The organism is Methylobacterium dankookense (assembly GCF_902141855.1).
Taxonomy (GTDB): Bacteria; Pseudomonadota; Alphaproteobacteria; order Rhizobiales; family Beijerinckiaceae; genus Methylobacterium; species Methylobacterium dankookense.
This window is the reverse complement of sequence record NZ_CABFVH010000014.1, coordinates 1-17,009: the sequence shown is the minus strand read 5'-3', so window position 1 is coordinate 17,009 and position 17,009 is coordinate 1. Positions and strand designations below refer to the sequence as shown.

15 protein-coding genes and 1 pseudogene are annotated in these 17,009 nt (G+C 70.0%); 10 read left to right on the top strand and 6 right to left on the bottom strand.

Annotated features, from left to right (window positions below; genetic code table 11):
* The first annotated feature begins 74 nt into the window (after positions 1-74).
* From secA to MTDSW087_RS12685, 3 genes are all read left to right on the top strand, one after another.
* The gene (gene secA, locus MTDSW087_RS12695; protein ID WP_144764359.1) at positions 75-2,969 is read left to right on the top strand and encodes a preprotein translocase subunit SecA; all 2,895 of its coding nucleotides are present in this window, start codon (positions 75-77) and stop codon (positions 2,967-2,969) included.
* A gap of 198 nt (positions 2,970-3,167) precedes the next feature.
* On the top strand, positions 3,168-3,839 hold the full coding sequence (gene bioD / locus MTDSW087_RS12690) for a dethiobiotin synthase (RefSeq protein WP_144764357.1): 672 nt from the start codon (positions 3,168-3,170) through the stop codon (positions 3,837-3,839).
* A 103-nt stretch (positions 3,840-3,942) separates the two neighbouring features.
* Entirely contained in the window at positions 3,943-5,868 is a 1,926-nt protein-coding gene (locus MTDSW087_RS12685) for a potassium transporter Kup (RefSeq protein ID WP_144764355.1), read from the top strand.
* A gap of 282 nt (positions 5,869-6,150) precedes the next feature.
* Here MTDSW087_RS12685 and MTDSW087_RS12675 read toward each other — a convergent pair whose 3' ends face one another.
* The 5 genes from MTDSW087_RS12675 to MTDSW087_RS12655 form a co-directional block, all read right to left on the bottom strand.
* A complete protein-coding gene (locus MTDSW087_RS12675; RefSeq protein WP_144764354.1) occupies positions 6,151-7,143 on the bottom strand; it encodes a catalase family peroxidase in 993 nt (330 codons plus the stop codon).
* A gap of 112 nt (positions 7,144-7,255) precedes the next feature.
* Positions 7,256-8,149 carry a VOC family protein gene (locus MTDSW087_RS12670; RefSeq protein WP_244948384.1) on the bottom strand — a complete coding sequence of 298 codons (894 nt, stop codon included), beginning with the start codon at positions 8,147-8,149 and terminating at the stop codon, positions 7,256-7,258.
* The gene (locus tag MTDSW087_RS12665) at positions 8,146-9,048 is read right to left on the bottom strand and encodes an SMP-30/gluconolactonase/LRE family protein (protein ID WP_144764352.1); all 903 of its coding nucleotides are present in this window, start codon (positions 9,046-9,048) and stop codon (positions 8,146-8,148) included. The genes MTDSW087_RS12670 and MTDSW087_RS12665 overlap by 4 nt, the downstream gene beginning before the upstream one ends.
* A 10-nt stretch (positions 9,049-9,058) precedes the next feature.
* Positions 9,059-9,508, bottom strand: a complete 450-nt coding sequence (locus MTDSW087_RS12660; protein WP_144764350.1) for a cupin domain-containing protein — start codon at positions 9,506-9,508, stop codon at positions 9,059-9,061.
* Between the two features lie 10 nt (positions 9,509-9,518).
* A complete protein-coding gene (locus MTDSW087_RS12655) occupies positions 9,519-9,995 on the bottom strand; it encodes a DoxX family protein (RefSeq protein WP_144764348.1) in 477 nt (158 codons plus the stop codon).
* A gap of 202 nt (positions 9,996-10,197) precedes the next feature.
* Between MTDSW087_RS12655 and MTDSW087_RS12650 the strand changes: the two genes are divergently transcribed.
* On the top strand, positions 10,198-11,763 hold the full coding sequence (locus MTDSW087_RS12650; protein WP_144764346.1) for a GMC oxidoreductase: 1,566 nt from the start codon (positions 10,198-10,200) through the stop codon (positions 11,761-11,763).
* A gap of 4 nt (positions 11,764-11,767) precedes the next feature.
* Here the strand turns inward: MTDSW087_RS12650 and MTDSW087_RS12645 are convergent, their stop codons facing one another.
* Positions 11,768-12,283, bottom strand: a complete 516-nt coding sequence (locus tag MTDSW087_RS12645) for a phenylacetaldoxime dehydratase family protein (protein ID WP_238179792.1) — start codon at positions 12,281-12,283, stop codon at positions 11,768-11,770.
* Between the two features lie 260 nt (positions 12,284-12,543).
* Between MTDSW087_RS12645 and ykgO the strand changes: the two genes are divergently transcribed.
* The 6 genes and pseudogenes from ykgO to MTDSW087_RS12615 form a co-directional block, all read left to right on the top strand.
* A complete protein-coding gene (ykgO, locus tag MTDSW087_RS12640; RefSeq protein ID WP_003601867.1) occupies positions 12,544-12,669 on the top strand; it encodes a type B 50S ribosomal protein L36 in 126 nt (41 codons plus the stop codon).
* 130 nt (positions 12,670-12,799) lie between these two features.
* Positions 12,800-13,411 (top strand): tetratricopeptide repeat protein, encoded by a 612-nt coding sequence (locus MTDSW087_RS12635; RefSeq protein WP_144764344.1) that lies wholly within the window; start codon positions 12,800-12,802, stop codon positions 13,409-13,411.
* A gap of 74 nt (positions 13,412-13,485) precedes the next feature.
* Complete coding sequence (gene lgt / locus MTDSW087_RS12630; protein WP_144764342.1) at positions 13,486-14,382, top strand: prolipoprotein diacylglyceryl transferase; 897 nt, start codon at positions 13,486-13,488, stop codon at positions 14,380-14,382.
* Positions 14,379-15,440 (top strand): class I SAM-dependent methyltransferase, encoded by a 1,062-nt coding sequence (locus MTDSW087_RS12625; protein ID WP_238179793.1) that lies wholly within the window; start codon positions 14,379-14,381, stop codon positions 15,438-15,440. Before lgt ends, MTDSW087_RS12625 begins: the two co-directional genes overlap by 4 nt.
* Positions 15,441-15,795: 355 nt before the next feature.
* On the top strand, positions 15,796-16,560 hold the full coding sequence (gene pgeF, locus MTDSW087_RS12620; protein WP_144764340.1) for a peptidoglycan editing factor PgeF: 765 nt from the start codon (positions 15,796-15,798) through the stop codon (positions 16,558-16,560).
* 260 nt (positions 16,561-16,820) lie between these two features.
* Positions 16,821-17,009: pseudogene (locus MTDSW087_RS12615) on the top strand (porin family protein); the annotation flags it as partial.

The following is a 17,009-nucleotide window of genomic DNA, read 5'->3' as shown; positions in this document are numbered from 1 at the left end:
AAGCCCGGCCAACTCAGCCATGACCGGCCCGCGACGGCACGCCGTCCGCGGGCTCGCGCGTCCGCAGGTTCACGATGCTAGGCAGCCTCGCCAAGAAGATTTTCGGCTCGTCCAACGACCGCCGCGTGAAGGGCTATCGCCCGCGCGTGGCCGCGATCAACGCGCTGGAGCCCGAGATCCAGGCCCTCTCCGACGAGGCCCTGCGCGACCGCACCCGCATGCTGAAGGCGGAGCTCGCCAACGGCAAGAGCCTCGACGACATCCTCGTCCCCGCCTTCGCCACGGTGCGCGAGGCGGCCAAGCGCGTGCTCGGCCAGCGCCATTTCGACGTGCAGATGATCGGCGGCATGGTGCTGCACGAGGGCGGCATCTCGGAGATGAAGACCGGCGAGGGCAAGACCCTCGTCGCGACGCTGCCGGTCTATCTCAACGCGCTCGAGGGCAAGGGCGTCCACGTCGTCACCGTGAACGACTACCTCGCCTCCCGCGACGCCGAGTGGATGGGCCGGGTCTACCGCTTCCTGGGCCTCACCGTCGGCACCATCGTCCACGGGCTCGATGACGAGCAGCGCAAGACGAGCTACGCCTGCGACATCACCTACGGCACGAACAACGAGTTCGGCTTCGACTACCTGCGCGACAACATGAAGTACGAGCTGTCCCAGCTCGCGCAGCGGGGGCACAACTTCGCCATCGTGGACGAGGTCGATTCGATCCTGATCGACGAGGCGCGCACGCCGCTGATCATCTCCGGGCCCGTCGACGACCGCTCGGAGCTCTACGTCGCCGTCGACGCGCTGATGCCGCGGCTGCGGAAGGAGTACTACGACCTCGACGAGAAGCAGCGCACCGTCTCGCTGACCGAGGAGGGCAACGAGTTCATCGAGGAGGCCCTGCGCGAGGCCGGCATCCTCAAGGAGGGCGACCTCTACGACGCGCACAACGTCACCCTTGTCCACCACGTCAACCAGGCGCTGCGGGCCAACACCCTGTTCACGCGCGACAAGGACTACATCGTCCGCAACGACGAGGTGGTGATCATCGACGAGTTCACCGGCCGCATGATGCAGGGCCGGCGCTACTCGGAAGGGCTGCACCAGGCGCTCGAGGCCAAGGAGCGCGTCACGATCCAGCCCGAGAACCAGACGCTCGCCTCGATCACCTTCCAGAACTACTTCCGCCTCTACAAGAAGCTCGCCGGCATGACCGGCACGGCCTCGACCGAGGCCGACGAGTTCGCCGAGATCTACAAGCTCGAGGTGGTCGACATCCCGACCAACAAGGAGGTCGAGCGCGTCGACGAGGACGACGAGGTCTACCGCACGGTCGAGGAGAAGTACGCCGGCATCATCGCAGAGATCGACAAGGCGCATGCGCGCCACCAGCCGATCCTGGTCGGCACCGGCTCGATCGAGAAGTCCGAGCACATCGCCGAGATGCTGAAGAAGCACGGCTACACGCTGCTCGACTATTCCGACCCGAACGCGCTGACCGACGTCTACGCCGCCGCCCGCGAGGGCCGGGTGACCAAGCGCTTCGCCGTGCTGAACGCCCGCTTCCACGAGCAGGAGGCCTACATCGTCGCCGAGGCCGGCGTGCCGGGCGCGATCACCATCGCCACGAACATGGCCGGCCGCGGCACCGACATCAAACTCGGCGGCAACGTCGAGATGCGCGTCGAGAAGGAGCTGGCGCACCTGGCCGAGGGGCCGGAGCGCGAGGCGGCGGTCGAGGCGATCAAGTCCGAGATCGCGGAGAACCGCGCCAAGGTGCTGGCCGCCGGCGAGCCGGCCGACCCGGCCGCGGGCCGCAAGAAGGACCTGCCCGGCGGCCTCTACATCATCGGCACCGAGCGCCACGAATCGCGGCGCATCGACAACCAGCTCCGCGGCCGCTCCGGCCGCCAGGGCGACCCCGGCCGCTCGAAGTTCTACCTCTCGCTTCAGGACGACCTGATGCGGATCTTCGGCTCCGACCGCATGGACGGGATGCTGCAGAAGCTCGGCCTGGAGCAGGGCGAGGCCATCATCCATCCCTGGATCAACAAGGCCATCGAGAAGGCGCAGCAGAAGGTCGAGGCGCGCAACTTCGACATGCGCAAGAACGTGCTCAAGTACGACAACGTCATGAACGACCAGCGCAAGGTCGTCTTCGAGCAGCGCCGCGACTTCATGGGCCAGGAGAGCGTGCGCGAGACCGTGGACGAGATGCGCCACGGCGTGGTCGACGACCTCGTCGCCCTGCACATCCCCGAGAACGCCTATGCCGAGCAGTGGGACGTGGCGGGCCTGCGCCAGCGCGTCACCGAGGTGCTGAACCTCGACGTGCCGGTGGAGGACTGGGCCAAGGAGGAGGGCATCGCCGACGAGGAGATGCGCGAGCGCCTGCGCAAGGGCGCCGACGAGGCCTACACGGCCCGCTCCGAGCAGAATGGCGCCGAGGTGATGGCCTATATCGAGAAGCAGGTCCTGCTTCAGACCCTCGACCATCTCTGGCGCGAGCACCTCGTCACCCTCGACCACCTGCGGCAGGTGATCGGCTGGCGCGGCTTCGCCCAGCGCGACCCGCTGAACGAGTACAAGTCGGAGGCCTTCGACCTCTTCAACGGCCTCGTCGCCTCGCTCCGCGAGCAGGTCACCGGCCAGCTCTCGCGCATCGAGATCGTGTTCCAGGAGCCCGAGCAGGGCGGCAACCAGCCCTTCGCCGAGACGCCGAGCCTGCCGCCGATGTTCGCCCAGCATCTCGACCCCGTCACCGGCGAGAACGAGTTCGCCCGCGGCGGCTCGGGCAGCGACGGTGGCGGCGGCCCGGCCCTCGGCTTCGCGGCGCAGGGGCTCTCGGCGGACGGCGCCGTGCTGGAGCGCGACCCCACCGATTCCGCCACCTGGGGCCGCGTCGGCCGCAACGAACCCTGCCCCTGCGGCTCGGGCAAGAAGTACAAGCACTGCCACGGCAGCTATCAGGCCTGAGGCGTGTCCGAGGGCAGCCGGGGCCCCTTCCCGGCTGCCTCTTCGTCCCATCCATCTCCCTCATCCTGAGGTGCCCGCGGCAGCGGGCCTCGAAGGAGCCCTCCAGGGGTCTCCATGCTTTCCGGAGGGCTCCTTCGAGGCTGCTGCGCAGCACCTCAGGATGAGGTTTGAGGAGGGGATTTCCGGTTCGAGACCGACATGCCCGCCCTCTTCATCGCCGGCGCCGGCACCGAGATCGGCAAGACCTATGTCACGGCCGCCCTCACCCGGCGGCTGCGCGCGGACGGCATCCGCGTCCGCACCCTGAAGCCGCTCGCGAGCGGGGTCCCGCCCCTCGACGATCCGGCCTTCGCCGAGAGCGACACCGCGCGGCTCCTTGCCGCGCAGGGGCTGGCGCCGAGCTCCGAGGCGGTGGCGGCCTGCTCGCCCTGGCGCTTCACAGCCCCGCTCGCGCCGGATCAGGCCGCCGCCCGCGAGGGCCGCGCGCTCGCGCTTGCCGATCTCGTCGCCTGGTGCCGCGCGGAGATCGCGGCGGCCGGGGGCGTCCTGCTGATCGAGGGCGTCGGCGGCCTAATGAGCCCGGTCACCCCCGAGGCGACGGGCCTCGACTGGCTGAAGGCCCTGGAGATCCCCGCGATCCTCGTCTCGGGCAGCTATCTCGGGGCGATCAGCCACGCGCTGACCGCCTGCGAGACCCTGCGCCTGCATGGCATCCCCTTGCGCGCGGTGGCCGTGAGCGAGAGCCCGGGCGCCCCGACCGGGCCCGAGGTGGTCGCGGCGGCGATCGCACGGCACGTCGCGGCGCCGGTCGCCTGCATCGGCCGGGATGCGCCCTGCCCCGACGCGCTCGCCGCGATCCTTGTCCCGTAACAACGGCGCGACGTCTGAACTGGTCGTGAGGCCATAAGGTCGAGCTTCGCGTTATACGGTGCGATATGACCTGGATCGGGTCGATTCTGCCCGGAGCACTGCGTTGAGCCAGACCGAGGTCCGTGCGGACGGGGAGTCCGGTCACGAGGGGCACGGCCGGCTGAAGCCGGCCTTGCTGCTTGGCGCGCTCGGCATCGTCTACGGAGACATCGGCACCAGCCCGCTCTACGCCTTCAAGGAGGCGGTGCGCGCGGCGAGCCAGGGCGCCCACAGCGCGGCTCCGGCCGCCGTGATCGGCGCGGTCTCGCTGATCCTCTGGGCGCTGGTCCTGATCGTCTCGCTGAAATACGCGGTGCTGATCCTGCGCGCCGACAATCGCGGCGAGGGCGGGATCGTCGCGATGCTGGCGCTGCTCGGGGCGCGCCACGCCAAGTCGGGCACCTGGCAGGCCTGGCTCCTCGTGGTCGGCCTCGTCGGCGCCGCGCTCCTCTACGGCGACGGGGCGATCACGCCGGCGATCTCCGTGCTCTCGGCGATCGAGGGCCTCAAGGTCGATGCGCCGGCGCTCGGCCGCTACGTGGTGCCGATCACCCTCGTCATCCTCGTCGCCCTGTTCCTGGTGCAGAGCAAGGGCGTCGCCTTCATCGGGCGGATGTTCGGACCGGTGATGCTCGTCTGGTTCCTCGTCCTCACCCTGCTGGGCCTCGGCGGCATTCTCCAGAAGCCGGAGATCCTGGCCGCCGCCAACCCGTTCCGGGCCATCGACTTCCTGTTTCATGCCGGCTGGGGCGTCAGCTTCGCGATGCTCGGCGCCGCCTTCCTCGCCGTGACCGGCGGCGAGGCGATGTACGCCGATCTCGGGCATTTCGGCGCCAAGCCGATCCGGGTCTCGTGGTTCGCCCTGGTCCTGCCCGCCCTCGTCGTGAACTATTTCGGCCAGGGTGCGGTGCTGCTCGCCGAGCCCGACGCCATCGAGAACCCGTTCTACCGCCTCGCGCCCGACTGGGCGCATTATCCCCTGATCGGGCTCGCTACGATGGCGACCGTGATCGCCTCGCAGGCGATCATCTCGGGCGTGTTCTCGCTGACGCAGCAGGCGATCCAACTCGGCTTCCTGCCGACCATGCGCATCGTCCAGACGGCGAGCGACGAGCGCGGCCAGATCTACGTGCCGGCGGTGAACTGGCTCCTCGCCGCAGCGACGCTGACCGCGGTTCTGCTCTTCGAGACCTCGGACGCGCTGGCCGGCGCCTACGGCATCGCGGTCTCGCTGCTGATGGCGATCACCACGCTGCTCGCCGCGCTGATCGCCCACAAATGGGGCTACAACGTCCTCGCCGTGATCGCGGTGAACGGCTTCTTCCTCTGCATCGACCTCGTCTTCCTCGGCGCCAACAGCGTGAAGCTGTTCGAGGGCGGCTGGTTTCCGCTGCTGCTCGCCGCGATCATCGCGCTGATGATGCTCACCTGGCGCAAGGGCAACCACCTCGTGGAGGAGGCCCGCACCGGGCTGCGCCTGCCCGAGCCGGTCTTCCTCTCGCATCTCCAGCACCAGGACATCGTGCGCCTGCCCGGGACCGGCGCCTTCCTGTCCTCGGCGACCCACGGCATCCCGCTGCACCTGTCCCGCTTCGTGGAGCGCAGCCACGCACTCCACCGCCGCGTCCTCATCGTCACGGCGCTCTACGAGGAGACTCCCACCGTGCCGCAGAGCGAGCGCGCCCGCGTCACCCTGCTCGCGCCGGACTTCTACCGGCTGGTCCTGCGCTACGGCTTCATGGAGGACGCCTCGATCCCCGAGGGCCTGCGCTGCGCCATGGAGCACCGGCACCTGCCGGCCTCCCTGCTCGACGACCTCACAGTCTTCGTCGGGCACGAGACCATCATTCCGAAGAGCGACCAGCGCGGCATGATGCCGTGGCGGGAGACGCTGTTCGCCTTCATGCAGCGCAACGCCGAGCGCACCGGCGCCTTCTTCTGCGTCCCGACCCGCCAAGTCGTCGAGGTCGGCACCGAGATCGAGATCTGAGCCGGTCTCCGGCCTGGCCGGATCGATCATAGGAAGCGTCCCCTCCCCCTTGCGGGGAGGGGTCAGGGGTGGGGGTGGCTCAGGGTGGAGCGTCGACCGTTGTTCGGCACCACCCCCACCTCCGGCTCCTCCCCGCAAGGGGGAGGAGAGGCCCATCTCGAACTCGAGCGATCACGTTGAAGCCCGGATCCGCCATCCCGAAGAGACCGATCGGATTCGGCGGGATGGTCCCCGGTGTCGCCTCAGCGGCCGGGGTCCCTCTTCGCGCCTCGTCACCGCCGGCTACTGCTGGCGGCGGCTGAAGGAGACGGCGTAGGCCTGGACGCGGGCGTCGATCAGCGGGTCGTCCGAGACCTCGATGCCGTCGGTCAGCGCGTTCGGCATGAACAGGAGCGCCTTCTCGGCCTCCTTGCTGTCGGGCACCGCCTTGGTCAGCGTGAGCGTGCCGAGATCGACGGTCTTGCGCGAATCCGGCCAGGGCTTGGTGGCGTCGTTGGTCGGGTCGCCGGCCTCGGCGAGTTGGGCGAGCACCTTGAAGCTCACCGGCTCCTTGCCGACGCGCGTGGCGATCTCCTGCATCAGGTAGCTGTCGCCCTGCTTGGCCGCCTCTTCAGGGCTGAGCAGATCCTCGCCGGCCACAGGCACGAAGCGGTAACGGAAGGCTTGGCGCTTGCCGGCCTTGTCGACGAACACGAAGGCGTTCACGCCGTTATAGATCTGCCGGGCGAGGCTCGACGGCGTCTTAGCCGTCGCGCCAGCGGTCCCCGCGGCCGGATGGGCGGCGACGAACGTCTCCACCGGCGTCGGCTTGGCCGCATCGGGCCCGCTCTCCGAGACCGCCTTGAGCAGGTCTCGGAACTCCTCGCCCGTTGCGACGGGGAAGAACTTCAGCGCGTTGACGACGACGTCCATCTCGCTGCTGTCGGCCAGCTTGAACTTCAGTGCCATGCCGTGCGGGGTGGCCTTGGCCGAGCCGTCCTGCACCATCGGCAGGCCGGTCGCGTCTGAGAACCGGACGGTGACGGGCACGGCGGGTCCGGCGAACAGCGAGGCCTTGCTGATGGCGGCGGCCTCCTTGCTCGGCGTGAAGCTGCCCTCGACCACGACGCCCTTGGCGTGGTTCGCGCGGAAGCCCGGGTTCTTGCCCCAGAGCTTGTTCATCACGTCGATGGTCTGCTCGGCGGTGCTGGCCTCCTGCGCGCGGGCGGGCGCGCCCGCCGCGAGGGCGAGCGCGAAGCCGGAGAGCAGCGCGAGGCGGATGATCGAACGAGGCATTCAGGGTCCCCACAAGAACGGCGCTGCCGATAAGGGCGAGCGCCTTGCAAATGCACAGCCACAAGCTGCAACGGTTCTAGGTTGTGCGCAATTTATTTGTAGGCCGGATCCGTCAAGGGCTCTGTTGCAGCACGAGTCCGTGCCCGTCCGGTCCGGCGGTGTAGGCCACGTCGCCCGCGACCCGGACGGGATAGCGGGCGGCGCGGATGGCATTCGCCGCGGCCGTGAGATCGGTTACCGCCAAGATGAGGCGGCTCGTCGCGCGGTCGGCGGGGCCGAAGGGGGCAGGCGTCGGCCGATCGGTCCCTGGCCTCCGGTAATGCAGCAATTCGAGATGCGGCGGGCCGCCTCCGGCCGGCTCCAGCGCCAGCACGTCGACCTCCGGATCGGGCAGGCCGTCGAGGCGGGCCTGCTCCGGGCCGACATTCAGGCCCCGTTGCGCCAGCCGGATTCCGAGCGCGCCGGGGAAGAAGGCGAGCGCCGCATCGAGGTCGGTGACGGTCAGCGCCGAATGGTCGATGCCGAGGAACAGGCCGGGCGCCTCCGCCCAGGTCTCGGCGGACGGGCCGCCGGGGAAATCGATCAGCTCGACCGGGTGCCCGTCCGGGTCGCGGGCCTTCCAGGCGGTGACGCCGCCCGACGCGGCCGGCAGCCGTTGCGGGCCGCCGATGCTGATCGGCATCGCCTCGGCGGTGGCGAGCCGGTCCGCGGCCGCCGCCATGTCGCGCACGGGGATCGCGATGTGCTGGAAGAACGGATCGGTCGCCCGCGGCGCCTCGGGATAGGGCGCGCCCGCCGGCTCGACCCGGAGAAAGTCGAGCCGCTGCCCGCCGAGCCGCATGCGGAGCCGGTGCGCCGCGTGAGCCTCGAGCCCCATGGCCTGCCGGAGCGGCTCGGGCAGCGGCTCGGGCGGTCCCTCGGCCTCGAAACCGAGCCCGTCGCGGTAGAAGGCCTCCGTCCGGGCGAGGTCGGCGACGGTGCGGCCGATGGCGAGGATCGCGCTCACACCAGCCGGACCCCGCGCCGGTTCACGTAGATCGCCATCAGGCTGTGCGAGACGCAGAGGAACAGGCGGCTGAGATTGCGCCCACCGAAGGCGAGGTTCGACACGGTGGCCGGCGTCCGGATCTTGCCGAGGAGGTCGCCGCCCGGATCGATCACGTGCACGCCGTCCCCCGCGCTCGACCAGAGATTGCCCTCCTCGTCGCAGCGGAACCCGTCCGCCATGCCGGGCTCTATCGTATGGAAGATGCGCGGCCTGGAGAGGCGGCCATCCTCGGCGACGTCGAAGACGCGGATGTGACGGGTCGGGTTCTCGGCGAATTGCAGGCCGGTCTCCGCCACGTAGAGTAGGCGCTCGTCCGGCGAGAAGCAGAGGCCGTTCGGCCCATCGAAATCGTCGGCCGCGACGGTGAGGGAGCCGTCGCGCGGGTCGAACCGGTAGAGGTTGGCCGGCAGCTCGGAGTCCTGCTTGCCGCCCTCGTAATCGGTCTGGATGCCGTAGGGCGGGTCCGAGAACCAGATCGTGCCGTCCGACTTGCAGACGATGTCGTTCGGGGCGTTGAGCCGCTTGCCCCGGTAGGAATCGGCGAGTGTGGTCACGCTGCCGTCGAGCTCCGTCCGGGCGATCCGGCGCAGGCGGTGCGAGCAGGAGAGGAGCCGCCCCTGCCGGTCGCGGGCATGCCCGTTCTCGAAGCCGACATGGTCGCGGTAGGTACTGAGGCCCGCGCCCTCGCACCAGCGCATCACCCGGTCGTTCGGCAGGTCCGAGAACAAAAGCTCCGCGCGGTCGCCGAACCAGACCGGCCCCTCGCACCAGCGGAAGCCCTCGGCCAGCATCTCCAGCGGTGCGTTCGGCAGCACGAAGCTGTTGAAGCGCGGCTGACAGATCTCGAATCCGTCCATCGCGCCGCCCCTATCTGAAGCGACCGGGCTGGTTCACGGTCGGCGTTACGTCGAGCCCGGTGACGATCATGGTGCAGGGCTCATCCCCCACCGTGCCGGAGAGGTGTCCTTTCCGGCCGTCGCGCGGCTTGGTGTTCTGGTCCTCGCCGAACATCAGCTCGCCCGGGCCCATCTCGACGCGGGTCCCGTCCATGGTCTCCACGAACCAGCGGCCGGAGAGCACGGCGATCCATTGCGGCTTCGGGTTCTCGTGCCATTCGCCGACCCAGCCGACGGGCAGCACCGAGAAGGTCACGCCAGCCTGGGAAGGATCCATCTTGTCGTTCCATTGCGGCGCGACGCCCGGGCCGACGCCCTGGAACTGGAACGCGGTCAGCGCGAACCGCGCCTGCCGGCTCACGCCCTCCGCGTCGGTGTAGACGTGCCAGTAGGGCATGCTCGGGGCGTCAGATTCTGGCATGGCGCGATCCTCACGGGTTGCCGGGCGCCTCGGCCGCGTAGGGGCCGGCGGCGAGGGGATGGCGGGCAACCTCGGATGCCGGCGCGTAGGCGCCGCCGATCACCACGAGGAGCAGGCCGCCGACGAGGCCGAAATTCTTCAGGAAGTCCCAGAAATGCGCCCGGCCCGGGCCGTTCCGCGACCAGAAGTCCGGGTATTCCCAGAAGCGGTGGAACAGCACGGCCGTCACCGCGCAGAAGCCCATCAGCACGAAGGCGGCGGCGCGATCGTACCAGCCGATCACGATGAGCACCGGCGTCACGAACTCGACCACGATGCCGAGCACAAGGAGGAGGCCGGGGAAGGGCAGCGGGCCGGACGAGGCCTGCTCCATCGCCTCGTCCCAATGCGCGATCTTGTCGTAGGCGCTCGGCGGGAACATGCCGACGAGGCAGATCTTGGCGATGAGCGGCACCGCGACGAGATTGAGCCAGGTCGAGACGTCCATCGCGGCGCGCGGGCTCCGTTGCGTGGCGCGGGGGTAAGGCCGCGCGTCCCGGCAACGTCCGCGCGCGGCCGTGGTTGCGACGGGCCGCGCCGGCGACAAATCTTCGCTGCGTCGCAGCGTGCACGATCCCGTGACCCCGCGGCGCGGAACGGCCCCGCTCGGGCCACGTTGGCCGGCTGTCTGACCGATCGGGACGCCGGCGATGCAGGACCATTACGACGTCATCGTCATCGGCTCTGGGCCCGGAGGCGGCTCGGCGACGGCGCGTCTCGCCAAGACCGGGAAGCGCATCCTCCTCCTGGAGCGCGGCGACTACCTGCCGCGCAGCCAGGACAACTGGAACGCCCGCGCCGTCTTCGTGGAGGGCAAGTATCAGGCGCGGGAGACGTGGTATGGCGGCGACGGGCGCGCCTTCTCGCCGGCCCTGCACTACTATGTCGGCGGCAATTCCAAGGTCTACGGCGCGGCCCTGCTGCGGCTGCGCGAGCGCGATTTCGGCGCGGTGCGCCATGTGGACGGGATCTCGCCAGCCTGGCCCGTCTCCTATGCCGCGTTCGAGCCCTATTACGCGCAGGCCGAGCGTCTGTTCGCGGTGCACGGCGAGCGCGGCGAGGACCCGACCGAGCCCTGGGCGAGCGGCCCCTTCGACCATCCGGCCGTGTCCCACGAGCCGCGCATCCAGAAGCTCTCCGACGACTGGGGCAAGACGGGCCTGCGGCCCTACCACCTGCCGCTCGGGATCAAGCTCGACGAGCGCAACGGCCGGGCGACGCCGACCAGCACCTGCATCCGCTGCGAGGCCTTCGACGGCTTCCCCTGCCTCCTCAATGGCAAGGCAGATGCCCAGGTGATGACCGTCGACCCGACGCTTGCCAGCCACGCGAACGTCACGCTCCTTGTCAACGCCTACGTCTCGCGGCTGGAGACCGACGCGTCGGGCCGGACGGTGACGGGCGTCCAGGTCACCCGGGAGGGACGGGAGGAGCGCTACACGGCGGATATCGTGGTGGTGGCCTGCGGCGCGCTCTCCTCGGCGCTGCTGTTCCTGCGCTCGGCGAATGACGCTCATCCGAACGGGCTCGCCAACGGCTCCGATCAGGTCGGGCGCAACTACATGCGCCACAACATGTCGGTGCTGATGGCGCTCTCGAAGGAAGTCAACGACACCGTCTTCCAGAAGACGCTCGCGCTCTCGGACTTCTATTTCGAATCGGAGGCGTGGGAATACCCGATGGGCCTGATCCAGATGTGCGCGAAGACGCATCCGGATCAGATCCGCGGCGAGGAATTCCCGAAATGGACCGGCTTCCTCCCCAACGCGCCCTTCGACATGGTGGCGCGCCACTCGATGGATTTCTGGCTGCAGAGCGAGGACCTGCCGCACCCGGACAACCGCGTCTCGATCGACCGCGACGGCCGCACCATCCTCGATATCCGCCAGACCAACCGCGAGGCGCATGACCGCCTGCGCGCGAAGCTCGAGGATCTGCTGGAGCCCGGCGGCCTCTACGCCTATGTGTTCGAGCGCTCGCTCTATCTCGGCAAGAACATCCCCCTGAGCGGCACCGCGCATCAGGCCGGGACCCTGCGCTTCGGCACCGATCCGACGGCGAGCGTGCTCGACCTCGATTGCAAGGCGCACGAGCTCGACAACCTCTACGTGACGGATGCGAGCTTCTTCCCGTCCATCGGCGCCGTGAACCCGACGCTGACCATCATCGCCAACGCGCTGCGTGTGGCCGACCGGATCGCGGAGCGGCTCGGCTGAGCCGTCAGGCCGCGTCGCGTTCGGGCCCGCTCGGTTCGGGCAGGTCGGAGAGATCGGACGCGGCGTGGTGTTGGTGGCGCGAGGCCATCGTGCCGCGCGCCGGCATCACCGGCATGAATCCGCCGAAGCCGGGATGGGTGTCCGGGGTGGTGTAGATCGCCTCCATCCCGCCGCGCATGTGGTAGGTCTCGTGCCAGATCCCGACGCCCTGCGCGTCCTGGGTGAAGCGCATCCACCAGGTCCGATGCGGCTCGGTCCTCGCCCAGGCCTCCAGGCTCTCCATGTCGCGCCAGTACCAGCGCATGCCGACATGGAAGGGGAAGAACTGGTAGACGATTCGATTCTCGTAGTGCAGCAGCCCGTCCGGACGCGCCGCCCCCGCCCTGTCGATCGGCGGACCGATGAAGATAGCGGTCTTCAAGCCCCGGAGGCTCCGGACCCGCATGCCGAGATACATCACGACGAGATCGGGATAGCCGGAGAAATCGGGCACCCAACCCTGGACTCTGCGCGCGCTCATCGGACGTCCCTCAAGAGTTCGACGTCAGGAGCGCGATCCTCATCCAATTCGACGATCGACGACATACCCTGTTCGGGTTAGGAATGCGGCCGCGGACGGGTATCCGGGAGCGACGAAGCGGCGCGGTCCGGCTTGCCTCCGCAGGGCGAATCCTGATACAGGGGCCGCCTTTCCGCGATGCGTGCACCACCATCGCAGGGGGCCTCCGGGCTTCCCGCTCCCGACACCCGTGCATGGACGGCCGCCGCGCCGAGGACATCATGAAGATTCGCAACTCGCTCAAGTCGCTCCGCGGTCGTCACCGCGACAACCAGCTCGTGCGCCGCAAGGGCCGGGTCTACGTGATCAACAAGACCCAGAAGCGCTTCAAGGCCCGCCAGGGCTGAGCCTTCCGCGCCCCGACCGGGGCCGGACCGATGTTTCGAAGGCAGGTGCCGCTCATGCGGCGCCTGCCTTTTCGCATGCGCGGCGTTCGCGCGCGTTGACGGCACGCCGCGCCGCGACCAAGCTCGCGCCATGCTGCGCCACGCTCCCCTGACGCTCGGCTTCCTCGCGATCCTCGTCGCGGGCAGCGCGCTCGCCGCGCCGCCCGGCCTGCCGGACCGGCCGCCCGCCGGCGAGCGGGAGGGCGCGCGCAAGACCCCGCCGGCGGTCAGCCTGGACGACCTCTACACGCGCCTGCGCGAGACGGAGGACGACGAGGAGGCCAAGGGCGTGGCCAAGCTGATCGAGCGCCGCCTCGACCGCTCCGGCAGCGCCACGGCCGATCTCCTGACGGAGCGCGCCCGACAGGCGATGTCCACCAAGGACTTCCCCCTGGCCGCCGAGCTGATGGACCGGGTCACCGCCTTGGAGCCGGCCTGGTCGGAGGGCTGGAACCGGCGCGCCACGGTGTTCTGGCTGCTCTCGGACAAGCAGGCAGCGGTCACCGACCTGCAGCGCGCCCTCGTGCTGGAGCCGCGCCATTTCGAGGCCTGGGCGGCGCTCGGCCGGATCTACCAGTCCCTGGAGGACAAGAAGCTCGCGCTGAGCGCCTATCGCCGCGCCGTGGCGCTCTACCCCCGCATGCCGAAGATGCAGGAAGCGATCGAACGCCTCGCGCCGGAGGTGGACGGCCGCGACCTCTGATCCAGCCCCGGGGTTGACGCTCGCGGCTGCCCCCGTCCAATGCCTCCCGTTTCCGAAACCGGAGGCCGAGCCCGATGCCGCCGCTCCTTGCCCTGCCCTTCCCGTCCATAGACCCCGTCGCCCTGGCGATCGGACCGATCACGGTGAAGTGGTACGCCCTCGCCTACATCGCCGGGCTGATCGGCGGCTGGTGGTATGCCCGCCGCCTCGTGATGGCCGACCGTCTCTGGGGCGTGGTGAAGCGGCCGACCGTCACCGACATCGACGATCTTGTGGTCTGGGTGGCGCTCGGCGTCGTGCTCGGCGGCCGGATCGGCTACGTGCTGTTCTACAACCTGCCGCTCTACATCGCCGATCCGATCGAGATCTTCGCGATCCGCAACGGCGGCATGTCGTTCCACGGCGGCTTCCTCGGCGCCATCCTCGCCTTCCTGCTCTTCGCCCGTGCGCGCGGCCTCAACGGCTATACGCTTCTCGATATCGGCGCCGTGGTCGTCCCGATCGGCCTGTTCTTCGGCCGCATCGCCAATTTCGTGAACGGTGAGCTCTGGGGCCGCGTCGCGCCGGACTTCCCCTACGCCATCGTCTTCCCGAGCGGCGGGCCCGTCCCGCGCCATCCGAGCCAGCTCTACGAGGCGGCGACCGAGGGCTTCCTGCTCTTCATCGTGATGGCGCTCGCGGTGAACCGGTTCGGTTTCCGCAAGCCGGGCCTCCTCGGCGGCATCTTCGTGCTCGGCTACGCGGTGGCCCGCACCGCCTGCGAGTTCTTCCGCGAGCCCGATCGGCAGCTCGGCTACCTGTTCGGCGAGCATCTCGGGCCGCTCGGCGGCGGCGTCACCATGGGCATGCTGCTCTGCGTGCCGATGGCGCTGATCGGGCTCACCTACATCGTGCTCGCCGCCCGCGGCTGGACGCGCCCGCGCCACCCGGTGGAGGAGAGCGCGGCGGCCGACCGGGCGGTCGAGGCGTGAGCGGGGCGCTCGGCGCCGAGATCGTCGGCCTGATCCGCGAGACCGGGCCGATCGGCATCGACCGCTACATGGCGCTCTGCCTCGCCCATCCCGTCCACGGCTATTACCGGACGCGGGATCCGCTGGGGCCGCGGGGCGACTTCACCACCGCGCCCGAGATCAGCCAGATGTTCGGCGAGCTGATCGGAATCTGGATCGCCCTCGTGCGCGAGGCCATGGGCGCGCCCGAGCGCCTGACGCTCGTCGAGCTCGGGCCCGGCCGCGGCACACTGGCAAGCGACGCTCTGCGTGCTCTTGGCAGTGCCGCGTGCGGCGCCCGCTTCGATCTGCATCTCGTGGAGACGAGTCCGACCCTACGGGCGGCGCAAGGTTCGGCGCTCCAGGCGCATGCGCCGACCTGGCACGAGGGCATCGATACCCTGCCCGAAGGGCCCGCGATCGTCATCGCCAACGAGTTCTTCGATTGCCTGCCCGTGCGCCAGTTCCAGCGCACCGCGGGCGGCTGGTGCGAGCGCGTGGTCGGGCTCGACGGCGACCGCCTCGCCTTCGGCCTCGCACCGGAGCCGGCCTCCGAGATCACGGCCCTGGGGCCCGAGGGCGTGCTGATGACGGTGCCGGGCGCCGGGCTCGACCTGATGCGCCGGCTCGCGCGCCGGCTCGCGGCGCAGGGCGGCGCGCTGCTCGCCATCGATTACGGCCATGCCCGGCCCGGCTTCGGCGACACGCTCCAGGCTCTGGCCCGCCACGCCTTCGTCGACCCGCTGGCCGATCCGGGCGGCGCCGACCTCACCGCCCATGTCGATTTCTCGGCCCTCGGCCGGGCCGCCTCGGCCGAGGGCGCGGCCGTGCACGGTCCGGTGGACCAGCGCGACTTCCTGCGCGCCATGGGGCTCGATGCCCGCGCCGAACGGCTGAAGGCGAAGGCCGACGCCGCCCAGGCCGCCGCCATCGACGCGGCCCGCACGCGGCTCACCGACCCCGGGCGCCGCGGCATGGGCAGCCTGTTCAAGGCGATGGGCGTGGCCGCACCGGGCCTCCCCCTCCCGGCGCTCGGCTGAGTTCGTGTTGCGAAAGGGATCATCCCTTTCGCGGGTCCAGGGCGGAGCCCAGGAACTGCCGGGGCTCTGCCCCGGCGCCCCGCCGCGGGGATGATCCCCTCGGGACCTAGGATGCGGCCGACGCGTTCCGCGGCCGTGGGTGGGTCTGCGTGTCGGCGGGGGCGGAGCCGGAGCGCGTGTCGGCGGGTGGGGTCGGCCAGATCGGCCGGTCGGGCTTGATCCGCTGCGTCATGGTCGAACCTCCTGCGTGACGTCCGGAGCGCACGGCTCTGAGCGAAACAACCGTCGTCACCCGCTTTCGGTTCAGCTATCGAGGCGTCCGACCTTCGGAATGGAAGCGCCGGAACACCCTCGCATGTTCATCGAAGCCCCGGAACTGAGCGGCCATGCCGGCCTGCGCCACGCTTTCTTCACCCGCCAGGGCGGTGTTTCGGAGGGCCTCTACGCCTCGCTGAACGGCGGCATCGGCTCGGACGACGCGCCGGAGCGGGTGATCGAGAACCGGGCGCGGATGTGCGCGCAACTCGGGCTCGGGCCGGACCGCCTCGTCAGCCTGTACCAAGTGCATTCGGCCGAGGTCGTCACCGTCGAGGCCCCCTTCTCCGAGCGCCCCAGGGCCGATGCGATGGTGACCCGCATGCCCGGCATCGCGCTCGGTATCGCCACCGCCGATTGCGGCCCGATCCTGTTCGCCGATCCGGGCAACGGCGTCGTCGGCGCGGCCCATGCCGGCTGGAAGGGCGCGCTCACCGGCGTGATCGCCGCGACCGTGGCGGCGATGGAGGCGCTCGGGGCCGAGCGCAGCGGGATCGTGGCCGTGCTCGGGCCCACCATCGAGCAGCCCTCCTACGAGGTCGGGCCGGATTTCGTGGCCCGCTTCCGCGCCGAGGCTCCCGGCATGGAGCGCTTCCTGGGGCCGGGCGCGCGGGCCGACCATGCCCAGTTCGACCTGCCGGGCTTCATTCTGGCCCGGCTGGAGGAGGCCGGGATCGGCGAGGCGGCGGCCTTGCGCCTCGACACCTACGCGGATGCGGAGCGCTTCTACAGCTTCCGCCGGACCACCCATCGCGGCGAGTCCGATTACGGCCGGCTGATCTCCGCCATCGCCATCGCGCCCTGACCGGCGGAGGCGGGCCGGAGAGGTGCGACATTTTGTCAATCTGGCGGTCCGAAAAAAGCGTGGCCGTGGGTGAACCTTGGCCATTCGAGCGCGTTGTGCAGCCAAGGTAACCGAGGACAGAACGCAGCGCCGCCATCAAAGGGGCCGTCAAAGACGGTCGGCGCGCTGCACGGCATCAAGCCAATCCCGGGAGGCCGATCTTCAGATCCGTGCCGGTCAGCGCTGACGCGCGGCACCTGTGGAGTTGTGAGGACCAGATGCTGAATTCCCTGCTTCGGGGCGCCACCGCCCTCGCCGCTATCGGCTGCGCCGGCTCCGCTCTCGCCGCCGACCTTCCGCGCCGCGCCGCTCCGCCGCCGGTCTTCACCCCGGTGCCGGTCTTCACCTGGACGGGCTTCTACGCCGGTTTCAACGCCGGCTACGGCTTCGGCACCGGCAACGACCGTGGC

Bases quoted from the DNA above. Each gene is read 5' to 3' on its own strand.
- secA (WP_144764359.1), top strand. From the start codon at position 75: ATGCTAGGCAGCCTCGCCAAGAAGATTTTCGGCTCGTCCAACGACCGC.
- bioD (WP_144764357.1), top strand. From the start codon at position 3,168: ATGCCCGCCCTCTTCATCGCCGGCGCCGGCACCGAGATCGGCAAGACC.
- MTDSW087_RS12675 (WP_144764354.1), bottom strand. From the start codon at position 7,143: ATGCCTCGTTCGATCATCCGCCTCGCGCTGCTCTCCGGCTTCGCGCTC.
- MTDSW087_RS12665 (WP_144764352.1), bottom strand. From the start codon at position 9,048: ATGGACGGATTCGAGATCTGTCAGCCGCGCTTCAACAGCTTCGTGCTG.
- MTDSW087_RS12660 (WP_144764350.1), bottom strand. From the start codon at position 9,508: ATGCCAGAATCTGACGCCCCGAGCATGCCCTACTGGCACGTCTACACC.
- MTDSW087_RS12655 (WP_144764348.1), bottom strand. From the start codon at position 9,995: ATGGACGTCTCGACCTGGCTCAATCTCGTCGCGGTGCCGCTCATCGCC.
- MTDSW087_RS12650 (WP_144764346.1), top strand. From the start codon at position 10,198: ATGCAGGACCATTACGACGTCATCGTCATCGGCTCTGGGCCCGGAGGC.
- MTDSW087_RS12645 (WP_238179792.1), bottom strand. From the start codon at position 12,283: ATGAGCGCGCGCAGAGTCCAGGGTTGGGTGCCCGATTTCTCCGGCTAT.
- ykgO (WP_003601867.1), top strand. From the start codon at position 12,544: ATGAAGATTCGCAACTCGCTCAAGTCGCTCCGCGGTCGTCACCGCGAC.
- MTDSW087_RS12635 (WP_144764344.1), top strand. From the start codon at position 12,800: ATGCTGCGCCACGCTCCCCTGACGCTCGGCTTCCTCGCGATCCTCGTC.
- lgt (WP_144764342.1), top strand. From the start codon at position 13,486: ATGCCGCCGCTCCTTGCCCTGCCCTTCCCGTCCATAGACCCCGTCGCC.
- pgeF (WP_144764340.1), top strand. From the start codon at position 15,796: ATGTTCATCGAAGCCCCGGAACTGAGCGGCCATGCCGGCCTGCGCCAC.